Here is a 21,196-nt window from a genome sequence, read left to right as displayed (position 1 = left end):
GACAACGGAAAGGAACTCCGAATGAAAGCCCTCATCCTCGACGAAGGGGGAGCGATCTCCCTGCAGCAGGTCCCTGACCCCGAGGTGACGGATGCCGGTGACGCCGTCGTGAAGGTCACGTCGACGTCGATCTGCGGCTCCGACCTGCACCTCATCCACGGCGCGCTGCCGAGCAAGCCGCCGTACGCGCTCGGACACGAGTACGTCGGCGTCGTCACCGCCGTCGGCGCCGGCGTGCACGGCCTCGCCGTCGGCGACCGCGTCGTCGGGCCGGCCGCGCCGTGGTGCGGCGCCTGCGCGATGTGCCGACGGGGCCAGATCCAGCTGTGCCAGCGCGGCGGCGTGTTCGGCAGCGGCCCCACCTTCGGCGGACTCGGCGGCGCCATGGCCGAGCTCCTCCGGGTTCCGCACGCCGACACGGTGCTGTCGAAGATCCCCGACGGCGTGACCGACGAGCAGGCCCTGCTCCTCGGCGACGTGGTGTCGACGGGCATGACGGGCGTGCAGCACGCGCTCGCCGGCCCCGGCGGCGTGCTCGTGGTGATCGGCTGCGGTCCCGTGGGCCTGTCGGCGGTGCACACGGCGCGGCTCTTCGCGCCGGCCGAGATCATCGCGGTCGACCGCGTGCCCGGCCGGCTGCGCGTCGCCGAGCAGCTCGGAGCCACCCGCACGATCGACGCCTCGACCGAGGACGTCGCCGCGATCGTGGGCGAGCTCACCGGCGGCCTCGGCGCCGACGGCGTCGTGGAGGCGGTCGGTCTCCCCGTGACGATCGCGCAGGCCGTCGACCTCGCCGGCGTCGGCGGGCGCATCGCCGTGGTCGGCATCGCACCCGGGCCGGTCGAGCTGCCGATGCCGCAGATGCTGTTCAAGAACCTGACGCTCTGGACGGGCCTCGGCGACCTCGGACACCTCGACATGCTGCTCGACCAGGTGGCGCGCGGTGTGCTCGACCCGTCGCCGATGATCACCGACCGGGTGGCGCTCGACGACCTCGTCGGCGCCGTCGAGCGGTTCTCGGACCCGGCCAACGGCGTCGTGAAGTACGCCGTCTCGGTCCGCTAGGAGTCAGCGGAGCAGTGCAGAGACGCGGATGCCGCGGCCGATCGTCGCCGGCCGCGGCATCCGTCTGCGCTGCCCTACTGGTTGCGCAGGTCGTAGACGCGCTTGTACTTGCCCTCGCTGCGGGGGAGCGTCCCGGGCTCCTCGAGCTTCACCGCCACCGACGAACCGACGAACTCCTTGATGCGCGCGGCGAGCACGACCGTGGCACCCTGGCTGTCCTCGACTGACAGATCGGGGTGGCGCTCGATGCGCACCGTGAGGTCGTCCATGGTGCCCTTGCGGGTGAGTTCCAGGATGAAGTGCGGCGTGAGCTCCTCGAGACCGAGCACGATCTCCTCGATCTGCGTCGGGAACAGGTTCACGCCGCGCAGGATGATCATGTCGTCGTTGCGGCCCGTGATCTTCTCGATGCGGCGCATGCACGGACGTGCCGTGCCGGGCAGCAGGCGCGTGAGGTCGCGCGTGCGGTACCGGATGACCGGGAACGCCTCCTTGGTGAGCGTCGTGAACACGAGCTCGCCCATGGTGCCGTCGGGCACCCGCTCGAGGTTGTCGTCGATGATCTCGGGGAGGAAGTGGTCCTCCCAGATGTGCGGGCCGTCCTTCGTCTCGATGCACTCGTTGCCGACGCCGGGCCCCATGACCTCGCTGAGACCGTAGATGTCGACGGCGTCGAGGCCCATGCGCTGCTGCAGTTCGCGACGCAGTTCGTTCGTCCACGGCTCGGCGCCGAGGATCGCGGTCTTCAGGGTCGTCGAGTGGGGGTCGATGCCCGCCTCGACCATCGCGTCGGCGATGGTGAGCAGATAGCTCGGCGTGCACATGATGGCGTCGGGCTCGAAGTCGCGGATGAGCTGCACCTGGCGCGCGGTCTGGCCGCCCGACACCGGGATGACGGTCGCGCCGAGCTTCTCGATGCCGCCGTGCGCGCCGAGCCCGCCCGTGAACAGGCCGTAGCCGTAGGCGTTGTGCACCTTCATGCCCGGACGCACGCCCGAGGCGCGCAGCGATCGGGCGATGAGCGTCGCCCAGTGCTCGAGGTCCTGCTTGGTGTAGCCGACGACCGTGGGCCGGCCGGTCGTGCCCGAGGAGGCGTGGATGCGTGCGACCCGCTCCATCGGCACCGCGAACATGCCGAACGGGTACGTCTGGCGCAGGTCCTCCTTGGTCGTGAACGGCAGCTTCACGACGTCGTCGAGCGAGCGGATGTCGTCGGGGTGCACGCCCGCCTCGTCGAACTTCTTCGTGTAGAGGGGCACGTGCTCGTAGGCGTGGCGCACCGTCCACTGCAGGCGCTCGAGCTGCAGCGCCTCGAGTTCGGCGCGGCTCATGCGCTCCTCGGGATCGAGCTCCTCGAGGGCAGGCGGGTGGATGCCCGAGACGGTGGCGGTGGAGACGGTGCTGGTGGTGGTCGGCGTCGACACGGTGTGCTCCAGGGTGGTGAGAGGTGGCGGTGGATGCGGCGCGCTACGCGCCCCGCTGTTCGGCCTGCAGGGAACGGTTGGTGGTGATCGATCGGCCGCGGAACTCGGCCACGGCGTCGCCGTGCTCGTCGACGACGGAGACGTCGTAGAGTCCCGTGCGGCCGCTGCGGATGCGGCGCACCGCGGTGGCGGTGAGCGTCTGCCCCGTGACGGTGGACTTGAGGAAGGTGATGTCGGCGCCGGCCGCGACGGTGATGTTGTCGTCCTCGTTGCAGGCGATCGCGAACGCGGTGTCGGCGAGCGTGAACACGAGGCCGCCGTGGGTGATCTTGAATCCGTTGGTCATGTCGTCGCGCACGCGCATGGAGACCACGGCGTGGCCGGGATCGTCGCGTTCGACGACCATGCCGAGCGACGCCGACGCGAGGTCGCGGTCCATCATGGCGCGGTTCGCGGCAGGTGAGGCCGGCTCGGCGGCAGCGGCATCGGTGGTGGTCGCCGAGGTTCCGGCATCCGTCATCTTGAAGCTCCTCATCGAGTTCGCACGCCGTTGCAGTGGCGCTGCATTCGACTATATACTAACTGAACGATCGGTTAGTAATGCCGAGTGCCAAGGGTGCCCGGATGCCGCGAACACTACAGGAGTCGACGATGACCTCTCCCGCTGACCTGAGTCTGGTCGAGCGCGAGCTCTCCCCCGAGGAGGCCCAGTTCAACGACCTCATCGACAAGGACTCGCGCATCGAGCCACGCGACTGGATGCCCGACGCCTACCGCAAGACGCTGATCCGTCAGATCTCGCAGCACGCGCACTCCGAGATCATCGGGATGCAGCCCGAGTCGAACTGGATCTCGCGCGCGCCGAGCCTCAAGCGCAAGGCGATCCTCATCGCGAAGGTGCAGGACGAGGCCGGCCACGGGCTGTACCTCTACTCGGCCGCACAGACGCTCGGCATCTCGCGCGAGGAGATGATGGACCAGCTGCTCGCCGGAAAGGCCAAGTACTCGTCGATCTTCAACTACACGACCCCGACGTGGGCCGACATGGGCTCGATCGGCTGGCTCGTCGACGGTGCCGCGATCGCCAACCAGGTGCCGCTCTGCCGCGCCTCGTACGGCCCCTACGGCCGGGCGATGGTGCGCATCTGCAAGGAGGAGTCGTTCCACCAGCGCCAGGGCTTCGAGATCCTGCTCGAGCTCATGCAGGGCACCGAGGAGCAGCGCCGGATGGCGCAGGAGTCCGTGAACCGCTGGTACTGGCCCGCGCTCATGATGTTCGGCCCGCCCGACGACGAGTCGCCGAACTCGGCGCAGTCGATGGCGTGGAAGATCAAGCGCTTCTCGAACGACGAGTTGCGCCAGCGCTTCGTCGGCATGCTCGTGCCGCAGGCCGAGGTGCTCGGCGTCACCCTGCCCGACCCGAACCTCAAGTGGAACGAGGAGAAGCAGGCCTACGACATGAGCGAGATCGACTGGGACGAGTTCCACGAGGTCATCGCCGGGCGCGGCCCGGCCAATGCCGAGCGCATGCGCCGGCGACGCGAGGCACACGAGAACGGAGCGTGGGTGCGGGAGGCCGCCGCGGCCTACGCCGCCAAGCAGGCCGCGAAGCAGAAGGTGGTGGCATGATGTCGACGCCCGGTGAGATGGGAACCGAGGCCTGGCCGCTCTGGGAGGTCTTCGTGCGGGCCAACCGGGGCCTGAGCCACGTGCACGTCGGGTCGCTGCACGCGCCGGACGCCGACATGGCCGTGCGCAACGCCCGTGACCTCTACACGCGCCGCAACGAGGGCGTGTCGATCTGGGTGGTGCCCGCCGACGCGATCACCACGAGCGACCCCGACGCGAAGGGCGCCTTCTTCGAGAGCCCCGCCGGCAAGAACTACCGGCACGCGGTCTACTACACGAAGAGCGAAGGGGTGAAGCACCTGTGACCGACGACCTGGACCCGCACGGCGACGTCTCGGTCGACCGCCTCCGCCTCGCCGACGAGTACGCCGGCGAGAGCGCGCGGCACGGTGCCGTCGCGTCGCCAGAGGTCGCGGAGTACGCAATGCGGCTCGGCGACGACGCGCTCGTGCTCGCCCAGCACCTCGGCGACTGGGTCTCCCGTGCGCCCGAGCTCGAGGAGGACGTCGCACTCGGCAACATCGCGCTCGACCTCATCGGGCACGCCCGCTCGCTCCTGCACTACGCGGGCACGGCGACCGGGCGCAGCGAGGACGACCTCGCGTACTTCCGCGACGAGCCCGACTTCCGCAACGCATGGCTCTTCGAGCAGCCGAACGGCGACTTCGCGCACACGATCGCACGCGGGCTCGTGGCATCCGTCTACCTCGTGGAGTTGTACGCCGCGCTCACCGAGTCGGCCGACCCGACGCTCGCGGCCATCGCCGCGAAGTCGGCGAAGGAGGTCGACTACCACCGCGACCACGCGATCCAGTGGGCGCTGCGGCTCGCGGGCGGAACCGACGAGTCGCGGCGGCGCATGATCGCCGCGATCGGGGACACTTGGCCGTACGTCGAGGAGCTGTTCCGCGACGACGACCTCGTCGAGCGGCTCGCGGCGCAGGGCGTCGCCGTGCTCCCGTCGTCGCTCCGCGCAGGCTTCGACGCGGTCATCGCCGACGTCTTCGCCGAGGCGCAGCTCGAGCTCCCGACCGGCCGGCACGCGTACATCGCGTCGGGCGGCGGCCGCCAGGGCAAGCACACCGAGCACCTCGGGCCGCTGCTGGCCGAGATGCAGGTGCTGGCCCGTGCGCACCCGGGGGCATCGTGGTGACCGCATCGACCGACCCCGAGATCGTCGCTCGTCCGCTGCCCACCGACCCGGCCGCCCGTCGGGCGTGGGACATCGCGGCGACCGTGACCGACCCCGAGATCCCGGTGCTCACGATCGAGGACCTCGGCGTACTGCGAAACGTCGAGCTCGACGAGGGCGGCGGCGTGCACGTGGAGCTGACGCCGACCTACAGCGGATGCCCCGCCATGGACGCCATGCGCGACGACGTCATGCTCGCGCTCACGCATGCCGGCTACGCCGATGTCGACGTGCACCTCGTGCTCGCGCCGGCCTGGACCACCGACTGGATGAGCGAGGACGGCAAGGAGAAGCTCCGCAAGTACGGCATCCAAGCGCCGAGCGGCCACGCGCCGGCCCGGGATTCCGGACCCGTGCGCGTGCAGATGGCGGTCAAGTGCCCGCGCTGCAACTCGCTCAACACGAAAGAGATCGCCCGCTTCGGCTCGACCTCGTGCAAGGCGCTCTACGAGTGCCGCGACTGCCTCGAGCCCTTCGACTACTTCAAGGTGCTCTGATGGCTGCACGCAACCTCGGGTCGATGACGACCCGCCCCTCGTCGAGCGCCACGGGCGCCGAAGCGGATGCAGCGGTGGCCTCCGCGTTCCTGCAGAGCGCGGTGGGCGGCGAGCACGTCGCCAAACGCCGCCGCGCGAGGTTCCACACGCTCGACGTCGCCGAGGTGCGCCCGCTCACCGATGACGCGGTCGAGGTCACGTTCGACGTGCCCGACGCGCTCGCCGACGACTACGCGTACCTGCCGGGGCAGTACGTCGCCATCCGTGCGACGCTCGACGGCAAGGAGCTGCGCCGCAGCTACTCGCTGTGCCGGCCGCCGGCCCGCGGCAGCATCTCGGTCGCGATCAAGCGCGACCTCGGCGGCCGCTTCTCGACGTGGGCGAACGCCGAGTTGAAGGCGGGCGACTCGCTCGACGTGATGAGCCCCCAGGGCACGTTCACGTCGGGGCTCGAGGCGCTCGACGGCAAGCACATCGTCGGCATCGCCGCCGGGTCGGGCATCACGCCGCTCATGGCGCTCGCGCACACGGTGCTCGCCCGCTCGGACTCGGCGCGCTTCACGCTCGTCTACACGAACCGGTCGACCCGCGACGTGATGTTCCTCGAGGAGCTCGCCGAGCTCAAGGACCGCTACCCGGCGCGGCTCGCGTTGCACCACGTGCTCTCGCGCGAACAGCGCACGGCGCCGCTCCTCTCGGGTCGCATCGACGCCGAGAAGCTGCAGCAGATGCTCGAGATGCTCATCCACCCCGAGACGGTCGACGAGTGGTTCCTGTGCGGACCGTTCGAGCTCGTGCAGCTCGCACGCGACACCCTCGAGGCGAGGGGCGTGCCGACCAAGCACGTGCGCTACGAGCTGTTCACGACCGACACCGGCGACCGCGACGAGAGCGACCGCGGCCGACCCGTGGTCGTGCAGCGCGGCGAGCCGACGGTGGCGATCGAGTTCAACCTCGACGGCGTGACCTCGAGCGTCGAGAGCCCGGTCTCGGCGAACGAGTCGATCCTCAACGCGGCGCTGCGGGTTCGGTCGGATGTCCCGTTCGCGTGCGCCGGCGGCGTGTGCGGCACGTGCCGGGCCCGCGTGGTCGAGGGCAGCGTGAACATGACCGAAAACTACGCGCTGGAGCCCGAGGAGCTCGAGCGCGGATACGTGCTCACCTGCCAGTCGCACCCGAAGTCCGACCGCGTCGTGGTGGACTACGACGTGTGACCCCGCCCGGGCGGGCGCCGCGACCGCGTGCACTTCCGACGAGCGCGTGCGGATACGCGAACGCGCTGGTCGCATCCGCACGCGCTCGGCGAAGAGGTCGGGAGCAGAGAGAGGAATCCGAATGATCGAGCTGGAGATCCACGACGGCGTCGCCGAAGTGGTGCTGAACGCGCCCGACAAGCTCAACGCGCTCGACGAGGCGGCACTCGCCGAGCTCGACGCGGCGTACGAGCAGGTCGAGGCTGCAGCATCCGAGGGCCGCGTGCGCGCGCTGGTGCTGCGCGGCGAGGGGCGCGCCTTCTGCGCCGGCCGCGACATCTCGGGCGTCGACCCCCGCAACGACGACGTGCAGGGCTACCTCGGCGGCAAGGTCGAGCCGCTGCTGCAGCGGATGTCGCGGCTGCCCGTGCCGACGTTCGCGGTCGCGCACGGCGCATGCCTCGGCGTCGGGCTCGGGCTCCTCATCGCGAGCGACATCGTGTACGTCGCCGATTCCGCGAAGATCGGCTCGCCGTTCAAGAACCTCGGCGCGACGCTCGACTCGGGCGGGCATGCGCTCTTCGTCGAGCGGCTCGGCGCGCACCGCACCATGGACCTCATCGTCACCGGCCGGCTCATGTCGGGCTCCGAGGCCGTGGCCTCCGGCCTGTTCTCGCAGGTGCTCCCCGCCGATGAGGTGACGGATGCCACCCGCGCGGCGGCCCGCGCCGCGGCATCCGGCCCCACCCTCGCCTTCGCGGCGTCGAAGCGCCTCGTCGCGCAGCTCCGCGACGAGCGGCTCGGGCTCTGGGCGTCGATGGCGCACGAGAACCGGGCGCAGGCCGAGCTGTGCGACACCGACGACTACCGCGAGGGATTCGCGGCGTTCCAGGAGAAGCGCCAGCCGACGTTCACCGGCCGCGGCTGACGCCGGTCAGGGCCTGCCCGCTCGCGGCATCGGGTCCTGGTCGGGGTCCAGCCCGTGGTCCTGGGCCTGCTCCTGGTCGTGCTCGGCGATGTCGTGGCCGAGCGCGTCCTCGATGAGCAGGTCGTGTCGCACGTGGTCGCTGCGGTAGGCGGAGCGTCCGAGCATGTGCGCGGTCATCGGCTGCGTGAGCAGCTGGAACGTCATCACGAGCACGACGGTCGTGAGCACGCCCCAGGTCGGCGCCTGCAGCACGATCGCGAGCAGCGCGGTGGCGAGGCCGAGCACCTGCGGCTTCGTCGCGGCGTGCAGCCTCGCGAGCACGTCGGGGAATCGGACGATGCCGATCCCCGCGGCCATCGAGAGGAACCCGCTGACGAGGATGAGCAGGCCGACGGCGATCTCGGCGGCACTCACGAGGCATCCTGCTTCGCCATGAAGCGCGCGATCGAGATGGAGCCGACGACCGCGAACATCGCGAGGATGAGCAGCACCGCCAGCGTGTCCGTGTGACGGTTCACGGCCATCTCGGCGCCGAGGCCGCAGATGGCGATGGCGAGCAGCACGTCGGTCGCGAGGGCCCGGTCGAGGATCGACGGGCCGCGGATGATCCTCGCGACGGCGGCGATGGCGCCGATGCCGAACATGATGCCGGCGACGATGCTCGCGATGGTGAGGAACGTCATCGTGGGCCTCCTTCCGATGATCGTGCGCTCGGGGCATCGCCGTCGGACGCGCTCGCCGCGCCGGCCCCGCCCGCCGCGTCGGCCCCGCCGGCCCGCCGCGCCCGCCGCGCCGCCCGAACGGATGCCGCCTGCTCGCGCGTGCCGATCGCGAGCACGATGCGCTCCTCGGTGCCGAGGACGTGACGTCGCGTGCGCTCGATGTCGGCGGCGTCGCGCGTGCCGAGCGCATGCAGGTAGAGCAGCCCGCGCTCCCGGTCGATGTCGACCACCACGGTGCCGGGTACGACCGAGATGGCCTCGGCGGTGAGGGTCGTGACGAGGTCGGAACGGGTGAGCAGCTGCACCGCGATGATCGAGTTGACGGGCTTCCAGAGCGGATTCATCGCGAGGAACGCCACCTGCAGCGACGCGACGACGACGTCGAACATCATCCGCAGGCCGAGCAGCAGCCCGCGCCACGGGTTGAAGCGGCCGCTCAGGAGGATCGGCGGCAGGTAGAGGAACCGGGTCACGAGGATGGCGAGCAGCACGCCGGTCGAGATCGTGAGCACGTCGACGTGGTCCCAGAGGAACACCCAGAGCAGCACGAGCGCGAGGAGGAGCGGCAACTGCCGCCACACCGAACGCCAGCGGGAGATCTCGAGCCTCGGTTCGCTCATCGGATGCCTCCCGGGAACACGATCCCCACGTAGAGGCCGGGGTCCCACAGGTTCGCCGCGGCGCGCCCGGTCAGCTCGAAGAGCGGGCCGGCGAAGACGGTGAGCAGCACGGTCACGATGACGAGCACGGTCGTGGCGATCACCATGAGCACGGGCGTCGTGCGCGTCGCCGTGAGCGTCGCGCCCTCCGGCGCCTCCTGCACGGAGCCGAGCAGCACGGACTCGTAGCCGTCGAGCTCCTCGCGTCCGCGCCAGAACGCCATGTTCCAGAAGCGCGCGAGCGCGTAGAGCGTGATCAGCGAGGTGATCGCCCCGACCCCGATCATGACCCAGACGAGCCAGGCGCTCGAGGCATCCGCAGCGGCATCCTCGGCGCCGGCGAGGAACAGCGCCGCCTTGCCGATGAAGCCGGAGAAGGGCGGGATGCCGCCGAGGTTCAGTGCCGGCACGAAGAACAGGATCGCGAGCAGCGGCGACGCCGTGAGCAGGCCGGCGAGGCGCGTGATCGACGTGGCACCGCCGAATCGCTCGATGAGCCCGGTCGTGAGGAACAGCGTCGTCTGCACCGTGATGTGGTGCACGACGTAGTAGATCGTCGCGGCGAGGCCGAGCTCGGAGCCGAGCCCGATGCCGAACACCATGTACCCGATGTGGCTCACCAGCGTGAACGAGAGCAGGCGCTTGATGTCGGCCTGGGTGAGGGCGCCGAGGATGCCGATGAGCATCGTGAGCCCGCCGATCACGATGAGCAGCGTCGACAGGTCGTTCGCCGAGAAGATGACCGTCTCGGTGCGGATGATGGCGTAGACGCCGACCTTCGTCAGCAACCCGGCGAACACCGCGGTGACCGGCGCGGGGGCCGTCGGGTAGGAATCGGGCAGCCAGAACGACAGCGGGAAGACGGCCGCCTTGATGCCGAATGCGATGAGGAGCAGCAGGTGCAGGATCAGCTGCACGTCCTGCGGCAGCTCGGCGATGCGCACCGAGAGCTGCGCGATGTTGGCGGTGCCGGTGGCGCCGTAGATGAGCGCGATGGCGCTGAGGAAGAACAGCGAGGAGACGAGGCTGACGATGATGTACGTCACGCCGGCGCGGATGCGCTCGCCGGTGCCGCCGAGCGTGAGCAGCACGTAGCTCGCCGAGAGCAGGATCTCGAAGCCCACGTAGAGGTTGAACAGGTCGCCGGCGATGAACGCGTTGAACACGCCGGCCGACAGCACCAGGTAGCTCGGATGGAAGATCGACACCGGGGTCTCGCGGTGCCGGTCGGCGACGCCCTGTCCGACGGCGTAGAGGAGCACCACGAGCAGCACGATCGCCGAGATCAGCAGCATGATCGCCGAGAGGCGGTCGACCACGAGCACGATGCCGAACGGCGGTTCCCAGGCGCCGACCGCCACGACGACGGGGCGTCCGGCATCCACCTCGGCGAGCAGCACCGCGGCGATGACCGCGACGGCGGAGAGCACGCCGATGCCCACGCCGATCTGCCAGTGGCGGTGCCGGCCGAGGATGAGCGCGGCCGCGGAGCCCAGCAGGGGCAGGAGCACGACGAGGGGCACGAGCGCTGCGGTCATCGGCTGGGCTCCTCGTCGCTCGCGTCGATGATCTCCTGGATGGCACGATCGTCGGCCGACGAACTGCGGAGGAGGTCGGCCGCCTCCTCGACGTCCTCGGTGACCTCGGCCGTGTCGGACACCAGGTCGCCCTGGTCGCCCAGCTGGGCGAGCCACCAGGACCGGTAGATGAGGGCGAGCATGAAGGCCGTGATGCCGAGGTTGATGACGATCGCCGTGAGGATGAACGCCTGCGGCAGGGGGTCGGAGATCTCGTCGGGGTCGACGCCGTCGGAGAGGATCGGGGCGAGCCCCGGTGCGCCGCTCATCAGGTAGATGAGGATGTTCACCGAGTTGCCGACGAGCAGGAAGCCGATGAGCACTCGGGTCAGGCTCCGCTCGAGCATGATCGAGATGCCAGCGCCGAACAGCACGGCCATGAGCACGACGAGGGTGAGCGACGCCGTCATGCGCGCGCCCCCTGCTCCGCGCCGTGCTCGGGCCGCACGGCGATCTCGGGGCCCTCGCCCTGTTCGAGCGCATCGCTCGCGTCGTCTGCGACGTCGCCGACGTCGCCCGACAGCTCGTCCTGACGGTCGACCTCACCGCCGAGCGCCCGCAGGATGTCGAGCACGAGGCCGACGACGACGAGGTACACGCCGATGTCGAAGAGCGTCGACGTGCCGATCGAGAGCGTGCCGAGCACGGGCACCTCCGCCTCGAACCAGGCGGACTCGAGCGGAGCGCCGCCGAACAGCAGCGCACCCGTGGCGGTGCCGGCCGCAAGCAGGAGGCCGGCGCCGAGCAACCGCCCGGCGTCGATCGGCGCGGCCTCGCCGAGCTCGTAGCGTCCGCCCGCCAGGTACCGGGCCACCAGGGCGAGCCCCGCGAGCAGGCCTCCGGCGAATCCGCCGCCGGGGGCGTTGTGGCCGACGAAGAGCAGGAAGACCGAGACCACGATGGCGGGGTGGAAGAGGAGGCGCACGAGCACCTCGATGAGGATGGAGCGATTGCGCGGCGAGAGCGTGCGGCCGGCGAGGAGCCACGTCTGCCGCGTCGACGCCGCCTCGGCCGCGGCATCCGCCTCGCCCTCGGTGTCGGCGAGCCTGGTGCGGGGGGCGCGGATGCTCGAGGCGGGTTCCGGCACCGGCGTGAGGCGCTGTCGACGGTCGATGCTGAAGTCGTCGGAGAGGTCGTCGAGTCGGGGCGCCCCGCCGGTGCGCCCCGAGACGAAGATGAGGCTGGCCACGCCGGTGGCGACCGCCACGAGCACCGAGATCTCGCCGAGCGTGTCCCAGGCCCGGATGTCGACGAGCATGACGTTGACGATGTTCTTGCCGTGCGCCTCGACGGCGAGCGCCGGTAGTCCCTCGGCGATGGTGGGCCGGATGCGCGCGCCGAGGGCGACGAGGCCGATGACGGCCATGACGAGGCCCGAGAGGGCTCCGATGACCGCGCGCGCGACCCGGTGGACCGGAGGGTTGTGCTGCGCGATCTGCCTCGGCAGCCGGCGCAGCACCAGCACGAACACGACGATCACGATCGTCTCGACGAGGGCCTGGGTGAGGGCGAGGTCGGGAGCACCCGACATGCCGAAGAGCAGCACGAGGCCGTACCCGGTGACGCTCACGAGGAGTACCGCCGTCATCCGCTGGCGCACCGTCGCGGCGGCGATGCCCGCGATCGCCATCACGAGCGCGAGGAAGGGCTGACTGGGGTGGTCCCAGAGCCGGATGCCGTCGGGCCAGGTCGTGTTGACGACGGTCGCCGCGCCCAGCCCGCCGATGAAGACCGCCACGATGACCGCGAGGTAGCCGGGCAGGCCCCGGTACTGGATCGCCGTGGTCACCGCAGCGGCCAGGCGGTCGACGATCGACACGACCCCGAGGTACCCTCGCGCCGAGTCCACGAGCGGCGAGAGTGCGGCCTGCAGCCGGGCCACCCCGGCCCGGCGCCAGACGAGCAGCGCACCGAGCGCGAAGACGACGGCCGAGATCGCCAGGGCCGGCTCGAGGCCGTGCCAGAGGGCCAGGTGCACGTGCTCGCCGCCCGGCACGTCGTCGGCGTACGCCCCGAGGAGGGCCTCGAGTGCCGGTGCGGTGAACGCGAACACGAGGCTCGCCCCGGCGAGCAGTGCGGGGGTCACGACGATGAGCCTGCCCTCCTGCTCGAGCTCCGTCTCGTCGACGTCGGGCCTCGTGAAGAACGCGCCCCAGACGAACCGTGCGGTGTAGGCCACCGTGAGCACCGAGCCGAGCACCGCCCCGCCGAGCGCGAGTCCCGCCCAGGGGCCCGGCTCGCCGAGCGCTTCCAGGAACGCGGCGAACACGGCCTCCTTGGCCACGAAGCCGAGGAGCGGCGGCACGCCGGCCATCGATGCGGCGGCGATGACCGCGACGGTCGCGACGACGGGCATGCGCCGCCCGAGGCCCGAGAGCCTGCGCCAGTCGCGCGTGCCGGCGGCGTGGTCGACGATGCCGACGACGAGGAAGAGCGCCGCCTTGAACAGGGCGTGCGCGACGAGCAGCGCCGCACCGGCGAGCGCCGCGTCACGCGTTCCGAAGCCGGTCACGAGCACCAGGAACCCGAGCTGGCTCACGGTGCCGTAGGCGAGCAGCAGTTTGAGGTCGTACTGCCGCAGGGCGCGCCATCCGCCGACGAGCATGGTGGCCGCGCCGAGGAGCACGATGATCGGATGCCACACCGCCGCGTCGGCGTATCCGGGCGCGAGCCGGGCGACGAGGTACACGCCCGCCTTCACCATCGCGGCCGCGTGCAGGTACGCCGACACGGGGGTGGGCGCGGCCATCGCCGCGGGCAGCCAGAAGTGGAAGGGCACGAGCGCGCTCTTCGAGATCGCGCCCACGAGCACGAGCGCGATGCCCCACTCGGCTGCCGGCCCGGCGACCGGATCCGCGACGAGCTCCGCGAGCGACGTGGTGCCGCCCGCGACCACGAGCACGACGATCCCGACGAGCATGGTGAGCCCGCCGAAGGTGGTCACCGTGAGCGCCTGGAGCGCCGCACCACGGCTCTCTTTACGGCCGGTGTAGTGGCCGATCAGGAGGTACGAGAGCACGCTCGTGGCCTCCCAGAACGTGAACAGCAGGAACACATCGTCGGCCGTGACGAGACCCAGCATGACGCCGGCGAAGGCCAGCAGTAGGGCCGCGAACCGGCCGAGGCCGGGCTCGTCGTCGGCGAAGTACTGCGTGCAGTAGAGCAGCACGAGCGCGCCGATGCCCGTCACGACGAGTGCGAGCAGCAGCGCGAGCGCGTCGAGCCGGAACGAGAGCGCGATGCCGAGCTGCGGGATCCACGGCACGACCTCGACGACGGCGTCTCCGGCGACTACCTCGGGGATGCGCGTCAGCAGCACGACGAACACGCTCGCCGGGACCAGCGCGATGAGCGGGAACACCCGGCGACCGAGCCATCGCGTGAGCAGTGGGGTCGCGATCGCGACGGCGGCGAAGACTGCGAGGCTGGCGATCATCCACTCTCCCCGCGCTCGCAACGTTCCGTCCGCCCAGTTTACCGGGAGGGTCGACGCGGGGATCGGCGAGTCGCATGCTCAGGGCGGAATCGAAGACGGCGACGGATGCCGCGAGCGGGACATTCCCGCGGCATCCGTCGCCGTCTGGCGGTGCGAGACCTAGGCGGCCGCTCCGCCGAGGTAGGCGTTGCGCACCTCGGGCAGCTCGACGAGCTCGGCGGGCGTGCCTTCGAGCACCACGCGTCCGCGTTGCATGACGACCGCACGGTCGGCGATGCCGAACGAGGCACGTACGTTCTGCTCGACGAGGAGCACCGCGAGGCCGCGCTCGCGCAACTGCGTGAGCACCTTCATGATCTCGGCGACGACCTTCGGCGCGAGCCCGATCGAGGGCTCGTCGAGCATGATCGCCTTCGGTGACGCCATCAGGCCGCGGCCGATGGCCACCATCTGCTGCTCGCCGCCCGAGAGCGTGCCGGCCGCCTGCCCCAGCCGCGGCTGCAGCCGGGGGAACAGCTCGAGCACCGCGCCGAGGTCGCCCTTGCCGCCCTTGCTCCACGCGCCGAGCATGAGGTTGTCGCGCACGGTGAGCGTCGGGAAGCAGAGCCGGTTCTCGGGTACGTGGGTGATGCCGAGCGCCGCCATCTTCTCGGTCGGCTTCCCGGTGATGTCGGTGCCGTCGAGGGTGACGGTGCCGGACGTCGGCCGGATGATGCCGTTCAGCGCACGCAGCAGGGTGGTCTTGCCCGCGCCGTTCGAGCCGACGACCGTGACGATCTCGCCCGCCGACACTTCGAGGCTCACCCCGTGGAGGATGGCGAGCTTGCCGTAGCCCGCGTCGAGCGAGTTGACGACGAGGGTCATGCGTGCTCCTCCAGTTCCTCGAGTTCGTGCTTGGCCTCTTCGGCGTCGGTGCCGAGGTACGCGACGATGACCGCGGGGTCGTTGCGCACCGCCTCGGGCTCGCCGTGCGCGATGAGCACGCCGTCGTCGAGCACCGCCACGGTGTCGGCGAGCGACATGACCTGCGCCACGTCGTGCTCGACGAGCACGATCGTGAGGCCGGCGTCGCGGAGGGCGCGGAGCAGGTTCGCGAGCATGTCGCGCTCCCGGCCCGAGAGACCCGCCATGGGCTCGTCGAGCAGCAGCAGCGCGGGCTCCGACGCGAGGGCGCGGCAGACCTCCATCATGCGCTGGCGCCCGAACGGCAGGTCGCCCGCTGCGAGGCCGGCGACGTCGCCGAGTCGCATCGTGTCGAGGATGTCCCGCGCGATCTCCTCGTTCGTGTACTGCTCACGTCCCTGCAGCCCGAGCATGCCCCGGATGATGCCGGCGCGGCCCTTGCGGTAGCGGCCCATGTACACGTTGCCGACCACATCGGTCGACGAGAACACCTGCAGGTTCTGGAACGTGCGCGTGAGGCCGCGCACGGCGCCGACGTGCGGCTTGCGCCCCTGCACCTCCTCGCCGAGGAAGGTGACGGTGCCCGACGTCGGCGAGATCGCACCCGTGATCATGTTGAAGCACGTGGTCTTGCCGGCGCCGTTCGGGCCGATGAGGCCCATGATGCGCCCGGCCGGCACCGAGAAGCTCACGTCGTCGACGGCGACGACGCCGCCGTAGCGCTTGGTGAGCCCGCGCACCTCGAGGATCGGCTCGCCCGCGGCGAGCGGGGTGGAGACGCTCGGCACGTTCGGTGCGGCCTCCTCGTCGGCCGGCGCGGCGCCGTGGGCCACCACGGGCTCGCCCGGCACGCCGCCGAAGGCCCGCGTCGGCGGCTCGCCTGCGCCTGCCGCGTCGGTCGTGCCGTCGGGGGTCTTCGCCGCGGCCTTCGCGGCGGCCGTGGTGCGCCGCGACGCGGAGCGCCGACGGATGCCGGCCCAGATCGTGCGCACCGCCTGGTAGAGACCCCCGGGCAGCAGCAGGATGACGAGGATGAGCACGAGGCCGTAGCCGATGAGCTGCACCTCGCCGGTGGCGCCGGGGATGATCGCCGGGATCAGTTCGCGCAGGCCCTCGGAGAGGAACTCCACGATGAACGCGCCGGCGATGGCACCCCACACCGAGCCGAGACCGCCGATGACGACCATGAGGAGCAGTTCCACCGAGACGTGGAACTCGGCCACCTGCGGCGAGACGATCTGCACCTGGTAGGCGTAGAACACGCCGCCGAGCCCCGCGAAGCCCGCCGAGAGCGTGAACACCTTGACGCGCAGGGCGTAGGTGTTCACGCCGAGGGACTCGGCCGCGAGCTCGGAGTCGTTCACCGCCGAGAGCGCGCGGCCCGCGCGCGATCGGGTGAGGTTCAGCGCGAGCACGAGGCCGATGATCACGAACGGCGAGACGAACCAGAAGAACAGTCCGTTGTTGTCGATCGGGATGCCGAAGACCTCGGGCCGTCCGAATCCGTAGATGCCCGTCGTGCGGCCGGTGAACTCCCACTCGCGCACGGCGATCATGACGATGAAGCCGAGCCCGAGCGTCGCCAGCGCGAGGTAGTGGCCGCGCAGGCGCAGCATGGGCAGGCCCACCAGGAGCGCCGCGAGCATCGCCGCGACGACTCCGCCGACGGCGGCCACGATGCCGGGCATCTCGAACTTCTGCAGCAGGATCGCGTGCGTGTAGGCACCGATCGCGAAGAACGCCGCCTGGCCGAGCGAGACCTGGCCGGCGAGGCCCATGAGCAGCGACAGGCCGATCGCGGGCAGCGCGAAGATCATCGAGAAGACGGCGATGTTCATCATCGAGGAGCTCGCCGTGAACGGCACGATGAGCACGATGACGATGAGGATCGCGACTCCGATGATGGTCGCGCGGTTGTTCGGCCAGAACCCGGTCTTCGACCGGACGGCCCCTGGCGATTTCTGGAGGAGCGTCACGTCAGACCCTTACCGCGTTCGGGCGCAGCACGAGGCCCGCCGGTCGGATGATGAGCACGATGATGAGGATGAAGAACGCGACCGCGTCCTTCCAGCCGGATGCCACGTACCCCGCGACGTACGACTCGAGTACGCCGAGCAGCAGCGCCCCGACGATGGCCGCTCGGAACGACACGAGCCCGCCGAGCACGGCCGCCACGAAGCCCTTGAGGCCGAGCAGGAGGCCGCCCGACCAGATCGAGAGGTAGATGGGCGACGAGACGACGCCGGCGACGGCTCCGACGAAACCGGCGATCGCGAAGGCGATCACCGAGGCGACGGCCGGCGAGATGCCGACGATGCGGGCCGCGACGGGCTGCTCGGCCGACGCGCGCAGCGCCTTGCCCCAGCGGGTCTTCTCGTAGAAGAGCAGGACGCCGCCGCCGACGACCACGAGCGCGCCGAGCATCCAGAGTTCCTGCGAGCGGATGCTGACACCGCCGATGAGCAGGTCCTCGCCGGGGAAGGCGGGGAGGCGGCGAGCCTCGGCGCCCCACACCAGGAGCATGATCGCCTGCAGCAGCGTCGAGACGCCGAGCGTGAGGATGATCGAGACGAGCGTGGTGAGGTTCTTCACGCGCGCGATCACGAGGCGTTCGATGAGCACCGACGCGAGCGTGACCGAGACGAGCGCGATGAGGATGGCGAGCGGCAGCGACAGGCCGGCGCTGACGAGCGAGATGCTCCCCAGGCCGGCCAGCATCGCGTAATCGCCCTGGGCGATGTTCACGACGTGCCGCACCGTGTAGGTGGCGATGAGGCCGACGGCCAGCAGGGCGTACACAGAACCCTGTGACAACCCTGCCGCCGTCAGCTGGAGGAAATCAGTCAACGGACGCCGCTCACTCTTCGTGGAGGTTCCAGCGGCCGCCCTCGGCGATCGCCAGGATGAGGGCGTCGGCCTCCAGTCCCGAGTGGTTCTCGGGGGTCATCGTGAAGACGCCCGAGATGCCCACGAAGTCGCTCGTCGCCTCGATGGCGTCGCGCAGCTCCTCGGGGTCGGTGCCGGCCTCCTCGATGGCCGCGACGCCGATCTTCCAGGCGTCGTACGCGTGACCGGCGAAGCTCGACGGTGCGCTGCCGAACGCCTCGGTGTAGTCGGCGATGAACTGGTCGATGACCTCCTTCTGTGGGTCGTCCTCCGCGAGCTGGTCGGCGACGAGCAGGCGGCCCATCGGTGCGAGCACGCCCTCGGCGGCGTCGCCCGCCGCCTCGAAGAACGCGGCGTTCGCGACGCCGTGCGACTGGTAGACGGGCTTGCCGACGCCGATCTGCACGTAGGCGGCCTGCGCGAGACCCGCCGACGGGGTGATGCCCCAGATGATGACGAAGTCGGGGTTCGCCGCACGCAGGTTCGTCATCTGCGCGGTGAAGTCGGTCGCGCTCGGCTCGAAGGCCTCGGTGGCGATCAGCTCGATGCCGCGCTCGGCACCGAGTTCGGTGATGAGTTCCGCGATGCCCTCGCCGAATCCGGTCGCGTCACGGGCGAGGGCCACCGTCTTGTAGCCCTGCGCTTCGGCGTGGTCGAGGATGCGCTCGAGCACCACGACGTCGTTCTGCGCGGTCTTGAAGACCCACTCGGAGCCCTCGACGATGGCGGCGTTGGCCGCGATCGAGATGGTGGGCACCTGCGCGGCCTCGACGAGGGGGCGCATGGCCAGGGATGGGCCGGTGCGCGATGCGCCGATGATGAGGTCGACCCGCTCGTTCTCGATCAGCTCCGTGGTGGCCTTGGCGGCGCCGTCCTCGGTGGACTGGTTGTCCTTGATGATGAGCTCGACCTCGCGGCCGTTGATGCCGCCGTCTTCGTTGAGCTGCTCGGAGAGCATGTTGAGGGTGTTCTGCTCGGGGACGCCGAGGTTGGCGCCGACGCCCGTGATGTCGAGCACGGCACCGATCTTGATGGGGCCCTCTTCCGAGGCGCCGTCGCCGCCGTCGTCGCCGCCGAAGTTCGACGTCGAGCAGCCCGTGAAGGCGAGGGCGATGGATGCCGCGACCGCGGCGGGAATGAGCAGGCGGCGCTTCGCACGCTGGTGCATTGGTGAACTCTCCTTTGAGCCCGAGACCGGGTTCTCGTCGCTGAGCAGGGTTCCGAGTTCATGACCGACCATTCGGTCACTATTTCGGTTCCTACGACGATACGTTGCGTGAAGGGCCGTCGCAAGCCGTCGTGATGCAACTGATACACACATCCTCGCGCTCGCAGCACGGCAGGATGGGTGGCATGCCGCTCACGATCACCGCCGACGAGCTCGCGCGCCGACTCGACGACGAACGCGCCGGGCGAATCGGTACGCGCACCGTCGTGCTCGACGTGCGCTGGACGCTGGCCGAGCCCGACGGCGCACCCGCATTCCGTGAGGGCCACGTGCCGGGAGCCGTCTACGTCGACCTCGAACACGAGCTCTCCGACCGTGCCGTTCGTGGGCAGGGGCGGCATCCCCTGCCGACGGAGGCGGACCTCACCCGCGCCATGCGGTCCTGGGGCATCCGCGACCGCGACGCCGTCGTCGTGATGGACGACGTCGGCAACCTGTCGTCGGCCCGCGCGTGGTGGCTGCTCCGCCATGCGGGCGTCGAGGATGTGCGCATGCTCGACGGCGGGTTGCAGGCCTGGACCGGCGCGGGTCATCCGCTCGAGACCGGCGACACCGTGCCCGGACCGGGTGACGCGACCGCGCACTTCGGCGCCATGCCCGTGATCGACGCCGACGCAGCCGCGACCCTGCCACTGCGGGGCGTGCTCCTCGACGCCAGAGCCGCCGAGCGATACCGCGGCGAGGTCGAGCCCGTCGACCCGAAGGCGGGGCACATCCCGGGTGCGCGATCGGCGCCGAGCGCCGGCAACCTCGACGGCACCGGGCGCTTCCTGCCCGCGGACACGCTGCGCGAGCGGTTCGCGGCCCTCGGCGCCATGCCCGGCACGCCCGTGGCCGCCTACTGCGGGTCGGGCGTCACCGCCGCGCACGAGGTCGCGGCTCTCGCGATCGCGGGCATCGACGCGGCGCTCTATCCCGGTTCCTGGAGCCAGTGGTCGAACCAGCCGGATCGTCCGGTCGAGACCGGGGGTTGAGCGTCTCGGAACCCGCCGCCCTCAGGCCTCGTCGGGTCGATGCCCCACCGCGATGAGCGTCGTGATGTCGGTCGTGCGCACGTCCTGCGCCTCGATCGCGGCGAGGAACCGCTCGCGCACGCCGTCGAGCTGCGTGTCGTCGAGTCCCGTGACGATGGCGCGGAGCCCGGTGCCGCGCACGAGCCCCCAGGCGAGTTCCGGTGTCAGCTCGAGGTGGCGCTTCACCTCCTCGGCGCGCACGTCGACGAGCCCGAGCCCCGTGAGCCAGTGCGCCAGCGTTCCGGCGGTCTCGGCGTTCTCGATGGTCGGCGTGCTGAGCTCCTCGAGATCCAGGCCGGATGCCGCATCCTCGGGCAGTGCGCCGACGAGCAGTTCCGGCAGCGGCTCGATGGCCCCACGCGCCCACACCGTGATGGCGACGCGGCCACCTGGCCGGGCGCGCTCGATGAGCCGTCGCGTGTCGGACTCGATATCGGGGAGGAAGAAGATGCCGAGCACGCATTGCACGAGGTCGTAGCCCGTGGGTTCCCAGGTCGTGGCGTCCGCGACGTGGAGGTGCAGCTGCGGCATCCGCTCGCCCGCCCGCTCGCGTGCGAGGGCGATGAGCGGCTCCGAGAGGTCGACGGCGTCGACCAGGCCGCCCACGCCGACGAGTTCGGCGGTCGGCAGCGCGGATGCCCCGTCGCCGCAGCAGGCGTCGAGCACGCGTTCGTCGAACTGCGGGCGCGAGCGCGCCACGGCAGCGGTCGAGATCGGATTCCAGAGCACCTCGTCCAACTCCGCGAAGGCCGTCGCCCCGCGGGCGAACTCCCCGGCGAAATCGGGTACGGTCGTCGTGTCCCCCATCTGCCCATTCTCGCCCTGATCTGGCAGAACGCGAAGA

General features: G+C 70.6%; 21 protein-coding genes. 8 read left to right on the top strand and 13 right to left on the bottom strand.

All coding sequences use genetic code 11. From position 1 onward, the window contains the following. Window positions 1-21 precede the first annotated feature (21 nt). On the top strand, window positions 22-1,065 hold the full coding sequence (locus ACVFI9_RS17680) for a zinc-dependent alcohol dehydrogenase (protein WP_474763486.1): 1,044 nt from the start codon (window positions 22-24) through the stop codon (window positions 1,063-1,065). Window positions 1,066-1,139: 74 nt separating this feature from the next. Here ACVFI9_RS17680 and paaK read toward each other — a convergent pair whose 3' ends face one another. Continuing rightward, window positions 1,140-2,396 (bottom strand): phenylacetate--CoA ligase PaaK, encoded by a 1,257-nt coding sequence (paaK, locus tag ACVFI9_RS17675; protein ID WP_474766303.1) that lies wholly within the window; start codon window positions 2,394-2,396, stop codon window positions 1,140-1,142. A 136-nt stretch (window positions 2,397-2,532) separates the two neighbouring features. Continuing rightward, window positions 2,533-3,009 carry a hydroxyphenylacetyl-CoA thioesterase PaaI gene (gene paaI / locus ACVFI9_RS17670; protein ID WP_474763485.1) on the bottom strand — a complete coding sequence of 159 codons (477 nt, stop codon included), beginning with the start codon at window positions 3,007-3,009 and terminating at the stop codon, window positions 2,533-2,535. Between the two features lie 131 nt (window positions 3,010-3,140). Between paaI and paaA the strand changes: the two genes are divergently transcribed. From paaA to ACVFI9_RS17640, 6 genes are all read left to right on the top strand, one after another. Next, window positions 3,141-4,118, top strand: coding sequence for a 1,2-phenylacetyl-CoA epoxidase subunit PaaA (paaA, locus tag ACVFI9_RS17665; protein WP_474763484.1), 978 nt, complete (start codon window positions 3,141-3,143; stop codon window positions 4,116-4,118). Continuing rightward, entirely contained in the window at window positions 4,118-4,423 is a 306-nt protein-coding gene (paaB, locus tag ACVFI9_RS17660; protein WP_122935664.1) for a 1,2-phenylacetyl-CoA epoxidase subunit PaaB, read from the top strand. Before paaA ends, paaB begins: the two co-directional genes overlap by 1 nt. Further along, entirely contained in the window at window positions 4,420-5,271 is an 852-nt protein-coding gene (gene paaC, locus ACVFI9_RS17655) for a 1,2-phenylacetyl-CoA epoxidase subunit PaaC (RefSeq protein ID WP_474763483.1), read from the top strand. The genes paaB and paaC overlap by 4 nt, the downstream gene beginning before the upstream one ends. 20 nt (window positions 5,272-5,291) lie before the next feature. Next, complete coding sequence (gene paaD / locus ACVFI9_RS17650; protein WP_474766302.1) at window positions 5,292-5,807, top strand: 1,2-phenylacetyl-CoA epoxidase subunit PaaD; 516 nt, start codon at window positions 5,292-5,294, stop codon at window positions 5,805-5,807. 23 nt (window positions 5,808-5,830) lie between these two features. Beyond that, a complete protein-coding gene (paaE, locus tag ACVFI9_RS17645; RefSeq protein WP_474766300.1) occupies window positions 5,831-7,021 on the top strand; it encodes a 1,2-phenylacetyl-CoA epoxidase subunit PaaE in 1,191 nt (396 codons plus the stop codon). Window positions 7,022-7,142: 121 nt separating this feature from the next. Continuing rightward, a complete protein-coding gene (locus tag ACVFI9_RS17640) occupies window positions 7,143-7,928 on the top strand; it encodes an enoyl-CoA hydratase/isomerase family protein (RefSeq protein ID WP_474763482.1) in 786 nt (261 codons plus the stop codon). Between the two features lie 6 nt (window positions 7,929-7,934). On the opposite strand, the gene mnhG is transcribed toward ACVFI9_RS17640, so the two are convergent. From mnhG to ACVFI9_RS17590, 10 genes are all read right to left on the bottom strand, one after another. Continuing rightward, window positions 7,935-8,342 carry a monovalent cation/H(+) antiporter subunit G gene (gene mnhG, locus ACVFI9_RS17635; RefSeq protein WP_474763481.1) on the bottom strand — a complete coding sequence of 136 codons (408 nt, stop codon included), beginning with the start codon at window positions 8,340-8,342 and terminating at the stop codon, window positions 7,935-7,937. Then, a complete protein-coding gene (locus ACVFI9_RS17630) occupies window positions 8,339-8,611 on the bottom strand; it encodes an MrpF/PhaF family protein (protein ID WP_474763480.1) in 273 nt (90 codons plus the stop codon). Before ACVFI9_RS17630 ends, mnhG begins: the two co-directional genes overlap by 4 nt. After that, window positions 8,608-9,270 carry a Na+/H+ antiporter subunit E gene (locus ACVFI9_RS17625; RefSeq protein WP_474763479.1) on the bottom strand — a complete coding sequence of 221 codons (663 nt, stop codon included), beginning with the start codon at window positions 9,268-9,270 and terminating at the stop codon, window positions 8,608-8,610. The genes ACVFI9_RS17630 and ACVFI9_RS17625 overlap by 4 nt, the downstream gene beginning before the upstream one ends. Then, a complete protein-coding gene (locus tag ACVFI9_RS17620) occupies window positions 9,267-10,847 on the bottom strand; it encodes a Na+/H+ antiporter subunit D (protein WP_474763478.1) in 1,581 nt (526 codons plus the stop codon). Before ACVFI9_RS17620 ends, ACVFI9_RS17625 begins: the two co-directional genes overlap by 4 nt. Then, complete coding sequence (locus ACVFI9_RS17615; protein WP_474763477.1) at window positions 10,844-11,296, bottom strand: NADH-quinone oxidoreductase subunit K; 453 nt, start codon at window positions 11,294-11,296, stop codon at window positions 10,844-10,846. Before ACVFI9_RS17615 ends, ACVFI9_RS17620 begins: the two co-directional genes overlap by 4 nt. Next, window positions 11,293-14,322 (bottom strand): Na+/H+ antiporter subunit A, encoded by a 3,030-nt coding sequence (locus ACVFI9_RS17610; protein WP_474763476.1) that lies wholly within the window; start codon window positions 14,320-14,322, stop codon window positions 11,293-11,295. Before ACVFI9_RS17610 ends, ACVFI9_RS17615 begins: the two co-directional genes overlap by 4 nt. Before the next feature lie 159 nt (window positions 14,323-14,481). Next, the gene (locus ACVFI9_RS17605) at window positions 14,482-15,186 is read right to left on the bottom strand and encodes an ABC transporter ATP-binding protein (protein ID WP_474763475.1); all 705 of its coding nucleotides are present in this window, start codon (window positions 15,184-15,186) and stop codon (window positions 14,482-14,484) included. Continuing rightward, complete coding sequence (locus ACVFI9_RS17600; protein ID WP_474763474.1) at window positions 15,183-17,201, bottom strand: branched-chain amino acid ABC transporter ATP-binding protein/permease; 2,019 nt, start codon at window positions 17,199-17,201, stop codon at window positions 15,183-15,185. Before ACVFI9_RS17600 ends, ACVFI9_RS17605 begins: the two co-directional genes overlap by 4 nt. A 1-nt stretch (window position 17,202) precedes the next feature. Next, window positions 17,203-18,039, bottom strand: a complete 837-nt coding sequence (locus ACVFI9_RS17595) for a branched-chain amino acid ABC transporter permease (protein ID WP_474763473.1) — start codon at window positions 18,037-18,039, stop codon at window positions 17,203-17,205. Window positions 18,040-18,082: 43 nt separating this feature from the next. Next, a complete protein-coding gene (locus ACVFI9_RS17590; RefSeq protein WP_474763472.1) occupies window positions 18,083-19,279 on the bottom strand; it encodes an ABC transporter substrate-binding protein in 1,197 nt (398 codons plus the stop codon). A 185-nt stretch (window positions 19,280-19,464) separates the two neighbouring features. On the opposite strand from ACVFI9_RS17590, the gene ACVFI9_RS17585 reads away from it, so the two are divergent. Then, window positions 19,465-20,313: a sulfurtransferase gene (locus tag ACVFI9_RS17585; RefSeq protein WP_474763471.1), complete on the top strand. Its 849-nt coding sequence runs from the start codon at window positions 19,465-19,467 to the stop codon at window positions 20,311-20,313. A 21-nt stretch (window positions 20,314-20,334) separates the two neighbouring features. Here ACVFI9_RS17585 and ACVFI9_RS17580 read toward each other — a convergent pair whose 3' ends face one another. Continuing rightward, window positions 20,335-21,159 carry a class I SAM-dependent methyltransferase gene (locus tag ACVFI9_RS17580; RefSeq protein WP_474763470.1) on the bottom strand — a complete coding sequence of 275 codons (825 nt, stop codon included), beginning with the start codon at window positions 21,157-21,159 and terminating at the stop codon, window positions 20,335-20,337. Window positions 21,160-21,196: the final 37 nt, after the last annotated feature.

Source organism: Agromyces sp. NSFZ (assembly GCF_056156205.1).
Note: the sequence above shows the minus strand (reverse complement) of the source record. Positions and strands in the feature narration are given on the sequence as shown.

What these genes read in the sequence shown, in the direction of transcription:
- ACVFI9_RS17680 (WP_474763486.1), top strand. Translation starts at nt 22, where the DNA reads ATGAAAGCCCTCATCCTCGACGAAGGGGGAGCGATCTCCCTGCAGCAG.
- paaK (WP_474766303.1), bottom strand. Translation starts at nt 2,396, where the DNA reads ATGAGCCGCGCCGAACTCGAGGCGCTGCAGCTCGAGCGCCTGCAGTGG.
- paaI (WP_474763485.1), bottom strand. Translation starts at nt 3,009, where the DNA reads ATGACGGATGCCGGAACCTCGGCGACCACCACCGATGCCGCTGCCGCC.
- paaA (WP_474763484.1), top strand. Translation starts at nt 3,141, where the DNA reads ATGACCTCTCCCGCTGACCTGAGTCTGGTCGAGCGCGAGCTCTCCCCC.
- paaB (WP_122935664.1), top strand. Translation starts at nt 4,118, where the DNA reads ATGTCGACGCCCGGTGAGATGGGAACCGAGGCCTGGCCGCTCTGGGAG.
- paaE (WP_474766300.1), top strand. Translation starts at nt 5,831, where the DNA reads ATGACGACCCGCCCCTCGTCGAGCGCCACGGGCGCCGAAGCGGATGCA.
- ACVFI9_RS17640 (WP_474763482.1), top strand. Translation starts at nt 7,143, where the DNA reads ATGATCGAGCTGGAGATCCACGACGGCGTCGCCGAAGTGGTGCTGAAC.
- ACVFI9_RS17630 (WP_474763480.1), bottom strand. Translation starts at nt 8,611, where the DNA reads ATGACGTTCCTCACCATCGCGAGCATCGTCGCCGGCATCATGTTCGGC.
- ACVFI9_RS17625 (WP_474763479.1), bottom strand. Translation starts at nt 9,270, where the DNA reads ATGAGCGAACCGAGGCTCGAGATCTCCCGCTGGCGTTCGGTGTGGCGG.
- ACVFI9_RS17620 (WP_474763478.1), bottom strand. Translation starts at nt 10,847, where the DNA reads ATGACCGCAGCGCTCGTGCCCCTCGTCGTGCTCCTGCCCCTGCTGGGC.
- ACVFI9_RS17615 (WP_474763477.1), bottom strand. Translation starts at nt 11,296, where the DNA reads ATGACGGCGTCGCTCACCCTCGTCGTGCTCATGGCCGTGCTGTTCGGC.
- ACVFI9_RS17610 (WP_474763476.1), bottom strand. Translation starts at nt 14,322, where the DNA reads ATGATCGCCAGCCTCGCAGTCTTCGCCGCCGTCGCGATCGCGACCCCA.
- ACVFI9_RS17605 (WP_474763475.1), bottom strand. Translation starts at nt 15,186, where the DNA reads ATGACCCTCGTCGTCAACTCGCTCGACGCGGGCTACGGCAAGCTCGCC.
- ACVFI9_RS17590 (WP_474763472.1), bottom strand. Translation starts at nt 19,279, where the DNA reads ATGCACCAGCGTGCGAAGCGCCGCCTGCTCATTCCCGCCGCGGTCGCG.
- ACVFI9_RS17585 (WP_474763471.1), top strand. Translation starts at nt 19,465, where the DNA reads ATGCCGCTCACGATCACCGCCGACGAGCTCGCGCGCCGACTCGACGAC.
- ACVFI9_RS17580 (WP_474763470.1), bottom strand. Translation starts at nt 21,159, where the DNA reads ATGGGGGACACGACGACCGTACCCGATTTCGCCGGGGAGTTCGCCCGC.